We start from the raw sequence: 14,176 nt of genomic DNA, 5'->3' as shown, positions 1-14,176 counted from the left end.
GTTGGGGAATGGCATTGGGCACAGAATATCGCCCGGGCTCAACGCATATCTTCGTGACATCCGCAGTCCGGCGGAGCGCGATGGAAACGCTCCGCCGGGCGCGTGGATCGGCTCGGTTCTTCCTCACGCCCTCACTGATCGTCGCACGGCGTGCCCAGGCGGGCGCCGGTGTACACCCCCAGCTCGTTGTAGATGAGCGGCAGGTTCTCCGCGACGGGCACCGCGCGCAGCTCGAGCTTCTTCTTGTTCTCGATCCACGTCGGAGGCGCGTTCCGATCCACCACCAGCCGGAGCTCGCCCTTCTTCGTCGAGAAGATCTCCCCCTCCGAGTCGACGACGATGTCCTTCATCTTCTGCAGCTGCAGGTTGCCCTTGGGGCCGATGGAGACCCGGAAGTTGCGATCCTCCGTCGCCAGGAAGCCTCGCTCCACCAGGTAGTAGCGGCCCTGCTGATCTCGCAGCAGCGCATAGGGCACGTACTTCTGCGGGTTGGGCTCGAACGTGGCCTTCTGGACCATGTCCTGCGCCTTCTCGGACTCGACCAGCGAGAACGGGAGCGTCCGGGTGCCGCAGCGCACCGCGCAGGTCGTCTGCTCCTTGTCCAGCACCAGCTGCGAGTACACGCGCATGTCGAGCCCGCGGAACGAGGGGTTCATCGACATGTCGGGGAAGCGCGGCTCCAGGAAGTAGTAGCCGGAGAGGACCCAGGGCGCCGGCGCGACCTGGACGAAGCGCTTCCCGTCCCCGTAGGACAGCCGCACTTTGTCCTCCTCGTCCGGGATCGCCGCCACGTAGTGGCCCTTGCCATCCGTGCACACGCGGGCCTTCTCCAGGCGCAGCCGCGCGGCGAGCTTCTCGCCCTGGCCCCGCGAGGACTCGAGGTTCTCCGTGAAGTACTTCGTGACGAACTCGTCCTGGTTCGCCCCGTCCCAGGCCGTCGTCCAGCTCACCCGACCCGCCTGCACCTCCAGCTTCAGCGCATCCCCGACACGGCAGGCCACCTCCTTCACTTGCGCCTGGATGGCCTTCTTCGCCTCGGCCGACTCGCACAGCTTCCGGAGCGACTCGAACGGGGAGCCGCAGAACGAGGAGATGCTGTACTTCTTGAGCGCCTCGTCCGGGATGCTGTTCCAGTCGATCGCCACCGTCGCCGAGGTGCCACACGCCTCGTTCATGGACTTCACCGACTCGGCGAGCGACTGCTCGGCCTGGGCCGTCTCCGCCTTGCGGTCGAACGCCATCAGCTTCGTGAGCGTGCCGTCCGCCTTCTGCTTCTGGTGCAGCGCGTACACCTCGTCGGACTTGAGGGCCTTGGTGCGAGCTTCATCGAAGGACACCTTGATGCTGTCTCTGCGGCCGGGCACGTTGAGCGAGTAGCTCCTGCGGCCTCCACCACTCGAGCGCACCACGAGCGTCCAGTAGCGCCGCCCCCGCCGCTCGGTGACGTAGGTCACGTCGTCGCCCGACTCCTCCACGTCGTGGGGGAGCACCTTGCCGTCGAACTCGGTCCCCGACCCCTGGATGTAGAGCAGGGCCTTCTTGCTCTCCACGGGGCTGAGCGGAATGACCGCCACCTGCTCGCCCTCCGCGCCGGAATACACCTTCCCTGCTTCCACGGGAGCGGCCGCCCGGGCCGGAACGACTCCCAGCACCGCGACCGCGATGAACATCGCCACAACGGCTCTCACGTTTGCCTCCTGTAGGGGTGCGCCAGGGCCCATGCCGGGCCGGCCGCGCTCACTCAGAATTCGATCTCGTACTGCTTGCAGTACTGCCGCACCCGACCGCGATCCTTCGAAGACATCGTCTTCTGCCCCTCCCGCCATTTCCCCTTGGCGTTGCCGACATCCCCTTGGCGACAGTAGGCACGCGTCAGCACGGAGTAGGACGCGGAAGTGATCTGGACCTGCTGGCTGCTTCGGGCAAGGCGGAGCGCCGCCCCGATATCACCGGAGGCCAACGCGCGCTCCGCATCCGCCAGAAAACTTCGCGCCTCTTCCTTGATGTCCTCCTTGATGTCCTCGGTCGCGACCTGCCGCAAGGGCTTGCTCAAGGTACTCGGAGTGGGGGTCTTCTCGGGGACAGCAGGAGCCGTCGGCGTGGGGGGGGCCTCGACCACCGGAGCAGGCGCGACGGCGGGTGGGGGCGCGGGCGTGGGTGCGGACACGGCCGGAGCCTTCACTTCGACGGGCGCTACGGGAGGAGGTGTAACCGAGGGCGTGGGCGTGGGTACCGCCACGGGAGCTGGAGCGGACCGGGCTCCGAACCACCATCCAGCGGCCACGAGCCCGAGGACCAGCACTGCCGCGCCCACCCGCGCGCCGGTGCCCATACGAGCCGAAGCCGCCTGCTGCGGTGCAACCGGGGCCACTGCGGGCGTGGAGGGCACGGGCTGGGGTCGAGCCTCCGCCGAGAGCGGAGCAGGAGCCGGCTGCGCCTGGGAAATCGCCGTGGACGGGACAGGAGCCGGCTGCGCCTGGGAGATCGCCGTGGACACGGGCATGAGCGTCGCGGCGAATCCGACCTCATCCGTCGCGGCGGCGGCCGGGGCCGGAAAGCGTGCCATGGACGACGGCACATGGGTCGCACCAAGCGCCCCCTCATCCGCAGGGGCCGGGAAGCGCGCCGTGGACGAGGGCATGTGCGTCGCCGCGAATCCCTCCGCATCCGCCGGAGCCGCGAAGCGCGCCGTGGACGAGGGCACAGACGCCGCGCCGCCCCCACCCTCCTGCGCCGGAGCCGGGAAGCGCGCCGTGGACGAGGGCATGTGCGTCGCCGCGAATCCATCCGCGTCCGCTGCGGCGGCCGGTACGGAGGCAACTCGCGACGAGGAGAACGAGGGCACCGGTGCTCCGGAGAGCGACTGCAGCGGACGCCCGGTCAGCTCGGCGATGAAGGACGCGACATCCGGGTAACGATCCTGCGGGGTCTTCGCGAGCGCCCGCTCCACCGCCGAGACGATTGCCCCGGGGAGGTCCGGGCAGAGGCTCGCGAGGGGCTCGGGCTGCGTGTGGACGATGCGGAAGACCACCTGCACGATGCTGCCGCCCTCTCCGGCGAAGGGCGTCCTGCCGGACAGCATCTCGTAGACGATGCACCCGAGCGCGAAGAGATCCGTGCGGGCATCCACCTCGCTGTTCTTCCCCAGCGCCTGCTCGGGCGCCATGTACTGCGGCGTGCCGATCAGCACGGCGTCCTGGGTCTGCAGCGTCTGCGAGTCCAGCATCTTCGAGATGCCGAAATCGAGCAGCTTCACCCGCTCGCCCACCACGCCGCCGGAGTCGGTGGGCACGAGGAACACGTTGGCGGGCTTGAGGTCTCGGTGGACGACCCCGGCGCGGTGAGCTGCCTGGAGCGCCGAGCCGATCTGCCGGGTGAGGGAGAGCGCCGCGTCGAGCGGGAGCGGGCCCCGAGACAGCCGCTGCTCGAGGCTCTCGCCGCGCAGGTATTCCATCACCAGGAAGGGCGTGCCGTCCTGGAGCGTGTCGAAGTCGAGCACCTCGACGATGTTGGGGTGGCCAAGCTGGGAGGCGATCTCCGCCTCGCGGCGGAAACGCGCATACAGCTCCGGGTTGAGGCTCGCGCTGTTCAGGAGGACCTTGACGGCCACCTGCTTGCCCGGGAGCCGGCGGTGGCGGGCCAGGAAGACCGCGCCCATTCCCCCCTTCCCGAGCAACGAGGTGATCTCGTACGTGTCCCGCAGGACCGCGCCCACGCGAATGTCACTGGCAGCCGGTTGAGTCATGGGGAGCAACGGGCCGTGTCGGCGGCCCGGGAGACATGACTTAACCCGCTTCGACCTCACTCCGCCAGTCGCCCCGGTGGCCCGAAGCCGGCTCCTGCCCGGACCTGGAGGGGGATGCGGGCGGCCCTGCGAATCCCGCGCCCAGCAGCAGCACGAAGGCCTGCGAGGCCTGCACGTGGAAGAGCGGATCGTGCAGCAGTGACAGCAGGCAGAAGAACGCGAGCGCCCCGAGCGCGCCCAGGCCCTCGGGCCGGGTCCTCGGCAAACGCCAGGCGATCCAGCCCAGCAGCACTCCGAACAGGAGGGCCCCCGGGATACCCGTCTCGGCGGCCATGCTGAGGAACTGGTTGTGAGACTTGCCCGGGTGCTCGCGCGCCTGTTCGGGCATGTCCGGCGTGGCGTAGAGGCGTGCCTGGAAGCGGCCCGGGCCCACCCCCGTGAGGGGGCTCTGGCGCAGCGCGCACAGGCCCGTCTCCAGCAGCGCCGCCCGGCTCCCCGAGCCCTGCTCCGTGGTGCTGTTGAGGAAGCGCTCACGCAGGGGCTGATTGAGGGCCAGCGTCAGCATGGCCAGGCCCAGCACCGCGGCGCACGCGGGCAACGCCACGCGCCTCGGCAGACCGAGCAAAACCACCAGGCCCATCACCGCCACGAGCGCCACGCTGGCCGCTCGCGCGTACGGGAAGAGGCCCACGGAGACGAGCCCCACCGCCGCCACCGCCAGCGCCACCGTCCGCCGCCGTCCCTCCAGGCGCAGCCCCACGCCCAGCGCGAAGGCCACCGCCATGCCACCGATGTGCGAGAACTTCAGCCGGTGGAACAGCAGGCCCCCGGCCATGAAGCGGTTCTCCGTGCCGGGAACGATCTCGTAGACGCGGTCGAACGGGAGACGTGTCCACGCGAGCGGTGCCCACGCCTCGGGCGAGGGCCAGACGCCAAAGTGCTGCAACCCCGCCACCGCGCACGAGGCGAGGAACACCCCGCCCAGCACCCACGCCAGGCGAACCCGCCGCGCGTCCGACAAGTGGCCGAGCGCCACCGCCGCCACGGGGATGCCCACGAAGTCCAGCAGGCGAGCCACGCCCGTGCCGCTCGGAGGATGTCCGGACAGCAGCGGCGCCAGCAGGGCCCAGGCGAGGAAGGCCACCAGGGGCGCCCACGCGCGCAACGCTCCACGCACGGAGACCCCCTCCTGCCGCGCCGCCACCAGCGCTCCCAGCGCACAGCCCGCGAGCCCCACCGCGGCGATGGCCTCCAGGAACAGGCAGCCCACGCCCCACAGGGCCAGACACACCAGGAACCAGCGCTCGAGCACCTCGGAGCGAACGCTCACGCCCTGCTCCTTCGCAGCAAGCCCTCATCGCGCAGCCATACCCCGGCCGCGGCCACCACCAGCAGCGCGGCCGGGAGCCACGCGGCCACCGCCGGAGACATGCGCTCGGAGAGCGCCAACGTCCGGGCCACCACCATCAGGCTCCACATCGTCACGGAGATGAGCAGGCCCTCGACGATGGCCACCGTCATGTGCCCCTTGCGTCCCGGACGCAGCGCCAGCCCCACCGCCAGCAGCGCCGCGGGGAAGCCCGCCAGCGGGTAGGCGAAGCGGTTGTGCAGCGTGAGCGCGAACTGCCGGGTATCCAGCCCCACCTCCCCTCGAGCGATGATCTGCTCGCGCAACACCGGCACCCGCATCTGCTCGGGCCGGCCGGGGCGGATGCGGAAGGTCTGCGGGGTGGCACCCAGGTCGTACTCGGCCTCCGCCAGCTCACGCACCTCAGACTTGCCATCCTTCGTGAAGGAGCGCTCCACCACGCCCTCCAGCTTCCAGCGCGTGCCCTCCACCGGGTGCATGGTCTTCGCGTCCACTCGCCGCGCCAGCCGGAAGTCCGGAGTGACGGTGAGGATCGCCACGTGGTCGAACCCCTCCTGCGCGCTGCCTCCGCGCAGGTAGAAGATGTGCTCGCCCTTGCGGAACCACTGCTTGGGGGTGTGGTACAGGCCCCAGTCGCCCCAGCGGTTGAAGCGCTGGGTGGTGATCTCCTCCACGCGCTGGCCGGCCTTGACGACGACCCACTCGTCGAAGGCGACGAGCCCCACGCAGGCCACCGCCACGCACAGCGCAATCGGCAGGTAGAGGGCGTTCGGCCCGAAGGTGAGGGACTGCATGGCCGTCACCTCGCCCCGCTTGCGCAGGGAGGACACGGAAGTCCCCGCGGCCAGCAACAGTGCCGCCGGCCCGAGCTGCTGCGCGGTCACCAACGCCTTGTTGGCGTAGAGCAGCATCACGTTCCACACCCAGCCCTCGCCAGTGTAGTTGCGCGCCCGGTCCACGAAGTCCACCACCAGGAACACGGCGACCACGGCGGCGAGGATGCCCACCGCGAACACGAGGTACGTGCGGGCCACGTAGCGGAAGAGCGTCCCTTTCACCGCACCGTCCCCGAGCGGCTGACGCGGTACATGGCCACCAGGCCCACCGCGCAGAAGAGGATGTTGGCGAGCTGGCCCGCCAGCAGCACCGGCAGCTTGCCCTGCTGACCCATCTGCTCGAAGAGCCGCATCAGCACGTAGAAGAGCACGTAGGCGCCCAGCGTGAGGAGGTAGCCCCATGCGCGCCCGCCCTGCCTCCGCCCGATGGCCAGCGGCGTCGCCAGCAGCGCGAAGGACAGCGGCGCCAGGGCGTTGCCCATCCGGTTGTGCAGCGCCATCAGGAAGGACCTGGGATCTCCCCCGGTGCGCTCGGCCTCGGCGGCGGCCTGCAACAACTCGCTCGGGGTGAGCTCCTCCTTCGGCGAGCGGAAACGGTTGCCCCGCCCCAGAGTGTTCTCCACTCCCACGGCGATGTCGCCCTGCTGGAAGGTGACGACCGCGTAGGACGAAGTGCCCTGGTTGGCCCGATGTGCCTCGCCATCGCCGAGCTGCAACGTCAGCACCTGCCCGGCGGTGTTCGTGTTCACCTGGCCGTTGCGCGCGAGCATCAGCACGGGCGCGGAAGTATCCCGGTCGTCATGCAGCAGCACGTTGGTCCAGCGGTGATCCTCCTCGCTCACCGTCTCCGCGTAGAGGGTGAGGTTGGAGAGATCCTCGTAGAAGACGCCCGACTTCACGTCGCCCACGACATTCTTCTTGATGATCTCCGCGACGAAGGCCTTCACGCTGGTGAGGCCCCATGGCTCGGCGGTGGAGGTGAGCAGCACCATCAGCCCCGAGAGCACCACACCGATGGCCAGCGGCCCCGCGAGCAGTTTCGCCGGGCCGATGCCGAGCGCCTGCAACGCGGTGAGCTCGCGGTCTTCCGACAGCCGACCCAGGCCCAGGAGGATGGCCAGCAGGAAGGCGATGGGCAGCGCCATCATCAGGAAGTGCGGCGCCAGGTAGAAGATGAGCCGCCCGAGGTCCTCCAGTGTCACCGCCGATCCGAGGATGACGTCCGTCCCTCGGAGGAACTGCATGACGAAGAGGAGCAGGAAGAGGAACACCACCCACACCACCAGGGGGATGACCAGCTCCTTCAGGAGGTAGCGGGAGAGCAGCTTCACGGCGTCACGGCTGGCGCCCGCATACCCTTGGCGCCGATGTCCCGGCGGAAATGCATGCCCTCGAAACGGATGCGGGCCGTGGCGGCGTAGGCCTTCGAACGGGCCTCCGCCAGGTCCGCGCCTCGCGCGCACACGGTGAGCACCCGGCCCCCGGCCGTGAGCCACCCCGAGCCCTTGTCCTCCACGCCCGCGACGAACACCGGGCAGTCGGCCGCCACCGAGTCAACGCCCTCGATGCGATCGCCCCGCCTCGGAGCCTCCGGGTAGCCGTGGGCGGCGAGCACCACGCCCACCGAGGCCCCGGGGTGTACCGCGAGCGGACGCGGCTCCAACCGGCCGCGCGCACACGCATCCAGCAGCGGCAGCACGTCCTCCGCCAGCTGCATCATCAACACCTGCGTCTCGGGGTCTCCGAAACGCGCGTTGAACTCGAGCACCCTGGGCCCGTTGCGCGTGAGCATCAACCCCGCATACAGCGCGCCCCGGAAGGGGATTCCCCGCCGGCGCAGCGTCGCCAGCGTCGGGGCGATCACCTGCTCGCCCACCTCGGCGAGCTGCGCGGGGGACAGGAAGGGCGCCGGTGCGTACGCGCCCATGCCGCCGGTGTTGGGCCCGGTGTCTCCCTCCCCTACCCGCTTGTGGTCCTGCGCGGGAGGGAGCAGCGCGTAGCGCTCGCCGTCGCACAGGGCGATGACGGAGACCTCCTCGCCCTCCAGCAGTTCCTCCAACACCATCCGCTGGCTCGCGGTGCCCATGGCGCCCACCGCGCGCACCGCCTCGCGAGCGGCCTCGGCGTCGTGCGCCACGATGACGCCCTTGCCCGCGGCCAACCCGTCCGCCTTGACGACGATGCGGCCCTGCGCCACGGCGTAGGCCTCGGCCGAGGCCACGTCGGTGAACACCCGGAAGCCGGCGGTGGGCACACCCGCCTCGGCCATGATCTCCTTGGCGAAGGCCTTGGAACCCTCGATGCGCGCGGCCCCCGCCACCGGGCCGAAGCAGGCAATCCCCGCCGCGGCGAGCGCATCCGCCACGCCCGCCACCAGCGGCGCCTCGGGGCCCACCACCACCAGGTCCACCTGCTCCTTCCGGGCGAGCGCCACCACCGCCTCGGGCGACTCCGCGTTGAGCGGCACGTTGGTGCCCACGCGAGCGGTGCCCGGGTTGCCTGGGCCGACCAGCAGCTTCGTCAGCCGGGGGCTCTGGGACAGCTTCCACGCGAGAGCATGCTCCCGCGCGCCGGAACCGAGCAGAAGGACCTTCACCGTCAACCTCGTTTGTCGAGCAGGTAGAGGACGCGTTTGGCGGGCAGGTACGAAGGATCGAGCCCCAGGAGTCTGACCAGCCGTTCGCGAACCGAGTCGCGGCTGCTGGCTGCATCCAGCTCGTCCAGCTTCACCTCCGCCGCGTACAGCTTCGGGGCGAGCGTCACCGCGTCGCGCAGGGCGCGTTTGGCTGGCTCCAGCTCCTTGGCCTCGGCCATCACGAGCCCCTGGGCGAGGTGGGCAATGGCCACCTGGCGACCACCGGCCACCGCACGAGCGGCATGACCCTTCGCCGACTTCAGATCCTTGCGGCCCAGGGCAATGAGGGTCCGGTAGGCAAACGCGGGAGCGTTGGAGGCGTCCACGTCGACCACCTTCTTGAACTCCTTCTCCGCCGCGGGGCCGTCGCCCTGGTGGAAGCGCAGGAGCCCCTCGTAGAGGTGGGCCAGGAGGTCGTCGTTACCGCGGGCGATCGCCACGATGGAGCCCTCGAGCCCCTCGAGCAGCTCGCCCTGGCGCATGTAGAAGGACGTGACGACCGGCCGGGGAGCGAGCCGCAGCGGATCTCCCTGGAGCGCCTGGGCGAGCACGCGGAAGGCCTCGTCCCGGCGCCCGTCCTGGGCCGCGGCCACTCCGGCCAGCAGCAGGGCATCCGTGTGACGCGGATCGATCCGCGCGGCCTCCAGGAAGAGCGCCATCGCCTCGGCGGGCTTGCGCTCGAGCAGCCGCAACCGGCCCTCGAGCATCTTCTCCAGCACCGGCTCCTCGAGGCGGCCCTTGAGGTTGGAGAGGCTCTCGGTCGCCGCCGCCGCGTCCTTGCGGGCCACGGCCACCAGGAAGAGCTGCAGGTGCGCCGCCGGATTGTTCTTCACCAGCTGCAGGGACTCGCGGGCCGCCTTGGCCGCCGGCTCCAGGTTGTTGGACACGCGCTCGGCGGCCGACAGGTGCAGCAGCAGCTCCGCCACCTCGCGCTCGTCGTACTTGTCGCGGTTGCGCAGCAGGCCCCTCAGGGCGCCCAGTCCACCGGACACACCCCCCTCCACCTGGTAGCGCATCACCGCGATGGCCAGGAGCGCCTGGAAGTCCCCCGGAGCGCTCTTGAGCCGGGCCTCGTAGAGCTGGCGTGCCTGCTCCACCTCGCCCACCTCCATGAGGATGCGGGCCAGGGTGGTGCGCGTCTCCCAGTGGTCGGGATCCTGCTCGAGCCGCTTGCGCAGCCGATCGAGCGCCAGCGAGTAGTCCCCGGCCGTCTCATCGGCCAGCGCGCGGTAGTAGTGCACGCGGTGCAGGTCCGAGGCGATCGCCAGCGCCGACTCGAAGTGCTGGTTGGCCAGCTCCCGGGACGACGTCAGGAAGACGCGGCCCAGCACCAGGTGGGCCTCGGCCTTCTGCGCAGGAGTGCCACTCTTGGTATTGGCCAGCACCTCCTCGGCGAGCTGGCGCGCCTGGTCCACGTTGTCCGAGACGCTGGCGCGGGCCAGCAAGAGGTTGGCGTGGGCCACCAACAGCTCCTGGCTTCGATGGGAACGGCCCTCGGCGGCCTCGATGAGGGAGCGAGCCTCCTGGAAGGTCGCGTCATCCATCCGCGAGCCGGAGCCGAGCGCGAGCGCCTGGACATAGCCACCGATGGCCACATCGCTCTTCGGATCCAGCAGCAGCGCTCGCTGGAAGGACTCCGCCGCCTGCGAGTAGGAGAGGCGCTGATCCTTGGCGAGCAGCGTCTGCCCCTGATCGAGCAGTTGCTTGCTGTCTCCGCTGCTGGCGTCGACGAACATGAGCTGCCAGCGCGGCAGCACGGCTTCCACCGCGGGAGGAAGCGCGACCGCCGCCGCGGGCTGGTTCGACGGAGTCGAGGACTTGCCACCACCGGACGAACCGCCCACCAACTCCTTCACCTGCGGGACGAAGAAGTACGCAGCCGCGCCGCCACCGACGAGCAGCACGACCACCAGGGCCGCCACCAGGACACCCCGGCCACCTCCGCTGGAGGCGGACACGGCCACCCCGTTGCGCTGGACCCCACCCGGACGGACGGCGCTGCGAGGCTCGGCCGCCAGTACGGGAGCGGCTGGGACGGATCTCGGCTCGGGCGGCAGCGCCGCGGCGGGAGCTGCCGCCGCGCCACCCGACATGGCCGAGTTCATCGGAGGCAGATCGATGATCTCCACGGACCGGGACTCGGGCGCGGGAGCGGGCGTGGGTTTCTGGGGGCGCTGCCGGCACTCCTCGCACGCACCGAGCGCCTGGTCGAACGGATCCACCAGCGGCTTGCCGCAGTCACGGCATGCCTTCGGCGTCGCGGTGGGCGCGGGAGCCGCAACAGGAGCCGGAGCCGCAACGGGCGCGGGAGCCCTGACGGGAGCGGGAGCAGGAGCCGGCGCGGGCATCGGCTGCGAGGTCGGTGCTCCGAAGAAGTCGAGGAGCGGATCGTTCTCCGCAGCCGGAGCAGGAGCGGGAGCCGCCACGGGAGGCGGCGAACTGAAGCCCGGCGGTGCGTTGAAGTCGAAGATCCCGTCGTCCGCGGGCTCCGGGAGGGCCGGAGCCGCCTGCCTCGGCTGCGGTGCGGGCGCGGCGGGCCTGGCCTGTACCGGTGCGGCCGGCCTGGGCTGGGCCGGAGCCGCTGCGGGAGGCGGCGAGCTGAAGCCCGGCGGTGCGTTGAAGTCGAAGATCCCGTCGTCCGCGGGCTCCGGGAACGCCGGAGCAGCCTGCTGCGGCTGCGGCGCGGCGGGGGGAGCGTTGAAGTCGAACAGCGCGTCGTCCGACGGCTCCGGGAACGCCGAGACAGCCGGCTTCGGTTGCGGCGCGGCGGGCCTGGCCTGCACCGGCGCGGCCGGCTTGGGCTGAGGCATGGCCGGCTTGGGCTGCGGCGTGGGCGGCTCGACGATCTCGTCGAACAGCAGATCTCCCGACGGAATCGAGTAGCTCGGGGTGCCCGGCTTGGACGAGCCGCCGAGGTCGATCGTCGGATTGGACGGAGACGACTGGGTGAGTTCCCCGATGTCACCGAACAGCGAGTCCTTCACCGAGGCCGGAGAAGACTGCGCGGGAGACTTGCCGATCGCCGCCAAGTCGTTCAGCAGCGCATCGGCCGGGTCCTCGTTGGGATCCGGCGCCGGCTCGAGGTCCCCGAGGTCTCCGAAGAGCTCATCGGACAGGGACGCGGACGGAGTCGCCGGTCTGGCGGCGGCGGGAGAGGGCTTCGCGGCGGCGGCGGGTTTCGGCGCGGCGGCGGGCTTGGGCGCGGGAGCGGGCTTCGCCGCGACAGCGGGCTTGGGCGCGGGAGCGCTCGGCGCGGCCGGCTGCGCGGGAGACTCCTCGCGCTTCACCAACTGGAGGTGACGGCAGCGCGGGCACTGCGCGCGCACGCCCTTGGGCGTGATGACCCGGTCATCGATGGCGTAGGCCGCCGCACATTTTTGGCAGGTAATCCGCATGGCTCAGTGGCGGAAGTGTCGCACTCCCGTGAGCACCATGGCCAATCCATGTTCATCGGCCGCGGCGATGATCTCTGAGTCGCGGAGCGAGCCGCCAGGCTGGATGACGCAGGTGGCCCCCGCCCGGGCGACCTCGTCGAGCCCATCCCTGAAGGGGAAGAAGGCATCCGAGGCCACGGCACTCCCCTTGAGGGCCTCGCCTCCCCGGGTGGCGGCGATCTTCGCGGAGTCCACCCGGCTCGTCTGGCCCCCTCCGGCGGCCAGCAGCTTGGAGCCGTTGGCGAACACGATGGCGTTGCTCTTCACGTGCTTGCACACCCGCCAGGCGAAGCGCAGGGCCCTCTCCTCCTCGGGCGAGGGAGCGCGCTTGGTGACGACCTTCCACTCGAGCGGGGGCTCGACCGCGTCCCGGTCCTGGAGCACCAGGCCGCCGGACACGCTCCGGGCATCCAGCTGGGCCCTCGGGCGGGCAGCCGGCGAGGCCAGCGCGGGGCCGGCCTCCAGCAGGCGCAGGTTCTTCTTGGCCGCCAGTACCTGCAGGGCCTCGGCCGAATAGGACGGGGCGATGACCGCCTCGAGGAACGTCTCCGCCAGGGCCTCGGCGACGGGGCGGTCCACCTCTCGGTTGAGCGCCACGATGCCGCCGAAGGCGGACACCTCGTCGATGGCTCGCGCGGTGCGGTAGGCCTTCACCAGCGACTCATCCAGCGCCACGCCACACGGGGTGTTGTGCTTGATGATGACGGCGCAGGGCTGCTCGGGGAACTCCAGCACCAGGCCCAGCGCCGCATCCAGGTCCAGGATGTTGTTGTAGGAGAGCTCCTTGCCCTGGAGCACGCGCGAGAAGGCCACGGAAGGCTCCGCGGGCGCGGCGTGCTCGCGGTAGAAGGCGCCGCGCTGGTGCGGGTTCTCGCCGTAGCGCAGGCCCTGCACCTTCTGGAACGGGAGCGTCAGTTCCTGGGGGAACGGCTCGCCGGCCTGGCCCGACAGCCAGCCCGCGATGGAGGCGTCATAGGCCGCGGTGTGCGCGAAGGCCTTGCGCATCAGCCGCCGGCGCGTCTCCTCGCTCGTGGCGCGAGACTTCTCCAGTTCGGCGAGCACGGCCTCGTAGTCGTCCGGGTCCACCACCACCGTCACATGGCGGAAGTTCTTGGCCGAGGCGCGCACCATGGCCGGCCCGCCGATGTCGATCTGCTCGATGACGTCGGACTCGGCGGCCCCCGAGGCCACCGTCTGGCGGAAGGGGTACAGGTTGACGGCTACCAGGGAAATGGGGGTGATGCTGTTGGCGGCCATCTCCGCCCGGTCACTCTCCAGGTCGGGCCGTCCGAGGAGGCCACCGTGGATGCGCGGGTGGAGCGTCTTGACGCGACCCCCGAGGATCTCCGGGCTCTGGGTGTGCTCGGAGACCTTCTTTGCGGGGACGCCCGCCGCCTGGAGCGCCGCGAGCGTGCCACCAGTGGAGAGCAGCTCGAAGCCGAGCCGGACGAGCCCCTGAGCGAAGGGGACCAGACCGCGTTTGTCGGAAACGCTGAGGAGAGCCAGCACGGGTTTGCGCGCCTCTGTCCGTAGGAGTGGCGGCCCGTCTAGCAACCACCCCCCTGGGTGTCAACGAAGCAGGCAACCCGTGTGCGCCAGCCGATTCCGGCCCGATTTTCAGGGCTTACGGGCGGAGGCAGGGGGTTCGGCCTCGGTGGCCTCGCGCAGCTTCATCAGGCCGCGCGTCTCCACCTGGCGGATGCGCTCGCGGGTGAGGTTCATGATGGCCCCCACCTCCTCGAGCGTGATGCCGCCCTTCTCCGCCACGTCCAGGGCGCAGGTGTGCTCCAGCTCCCAGATCTCCTTGTCCGGGAAGTTGAGCTTGATGGACCCGGTCTCCGGGTTCACATCGAGATAGAGGTTGTGCTTGCAGGACACGAAGAGGCACGGACGGGGACCGTTCACACAGTCCGCCCGCGTCTTCGGACGCTGCGAGTCGACGGTATTGAGGAGGTCGGCCTCGTCCGGGTCGATCTGACCCGTCAGGCGGCGGCGCCGCAGATCCCGCGCCATCTCCTTCCGCGACATCGTCTTCGAGCGACGGCGCTCCGCCCCACCGTCCGCCTCCGCGGGCGCCTCCTCCTCCGGCCGCTGCTGCTTCACTTCAGACATGTCCTGTCCCCTCCAACGAAGATTCCACTCTACCCGTTCCCCCGC

At 70.5% G+C, this 14,176-nt stretch carries 9 protein-coding genes; all 9 read right to left on the bottom strand.

Annotated elements, in window-relative coordinates:
- Positions 1-131: 131 nt before the first annotated feature.
- The 9 genes from DAT35_RS61305 to DAT35_RS39610 all read right to left on the bottom strand — a co-directional run bounded on the left by DAT35_RS61305 (position 132) and on the right by DAT35_RS39610 (position 14,131).
- Positions 132-1,688 (bottom strand): hypothetical protein, encoded by a 1,557-nt coding sequence (locus DAT35_RS61305; protein ID WP_233261994.1) that lies wholly within the window; start codon positions 1,686-1,688, stop codon positions 132-134.
- 53 nt (positions 1,689-1,741) lie between these two features.
- Positions 1,742-3,745 (bottom strand): serine/threonine-protein kinase, encoded by a 2,004-nt coding sequence (locus DAT35_RS39645; RefSeq protein ID WP_108074493.1) that lies wholly within the window; start codon positions 3,743-3,745, stop codon positions 1,742-1,744.
- A gap of 40 nt (positions 3,746-3,785) precedes the next feature.
- Positions 3,786-5,075, bottom strand: coding sequence for an O-antigen ligase (locus DAT35_RS39640; protein ID WP_108074492.1), 1,290 nt, complete (start codon positions 5,073-5,075; stop codon positions 3,786-3,788).
- Positions 5,072-6,172, bottom strand: coding sequence for an LptF/LptG family permease (locus tag DAT35_RS39635; protein ID WP_108074491.1), 1,101 nt, complete (start codon positions 6,170-6,172; stop codon positions 5,072-5,074). Before DAT35_RS39635 ends, DAT35_RS39640 begins: the two co-directional genes overlap by 4 nt.
- Positions 6,169-7,281: an LptF/LptG family permease gene (locus DAT35_RS39630; protein ID WP_108074490.1), complete on the bottom strand. Its 1,113-nt coding sequence runs from the start codon at positions 7,279-7,281 to the stop codon at positions 6,169-6,171. The genes DAT35_RS39635 and DAT35_RS39630 overlap by 4 nt, the downstream gene beginning before the upstream one ends.
- On the bottom strand, positions 7,278-8,552 hold the full coding sequence (purD, locus tag DAT35_RS39625; RefSeq protein WP_108074489.1) for a phosphoribosylamine--glycine ligase: 1,275 nt from the start codon (positions 8,550-8,552) through the stop codon (positions 7,278-7,280). Before purD ends, DAT35_RS39630 begins: the two co-directional genes overlap by 4 nt.
- Positions 8,549-11,980 (bottom strand): tetratricopeptide repeat protein, encoded by a 3,432-nt coding sequence (locus DAT35_RS62505; RefSeq protein WP_108074488.1) that lies wholly within the window; start codon positions 11,978-11,980, stop codon positions 8,549-8,551. The genes purD and DAT35_RS62505 overlap by 4 nt, the downstream gene beginning before the upstream one ends.
- A gap of 3 nt (positions 11,981-11,983) precedes the next feature.
- Positions 11,984-13,528, bottom strand: coding sequence for a bifunctional phosphoribosylaminoimidazolecarboxamide formyltransferase/IMP cyclohydrolase (gene purH / locus DAT35_RS39615; RefSeq protein ID WP_108074487.1), 1,545 nt, complete (start codon positions 13,526-13,528; stop codon positions 11,984-11,986).
- A 108-nt stretch (positions 13,529-13,636) separates the two neighbouring features.
- Entirely contained in the window at positions 13,637-14,131 is a 495-nt protein-coding gene (locus tag DAT35_RS39610) for a sigma factor-like helix-turn-helix DNA-binding protein (RefSeq protein ID WP_108074486.1), read from the bottom strand.
- Positions 14,132-14,176 lie beyond the last annotated feature (45 nt).

This window comes from Vitiosangium sp. GDMCC 1.1324 (assembly GCF_003044305.1).
GTDB lineage: Bacteria > Myxococcota > Myxococcia > Myxococcales > Myxococcaceae > Archangium.
The sequence above is the reverse complement of the archived record's forward strand: the minus strand, read 5'-3'. Positions and strand labels throughout refer to the sequence as shown.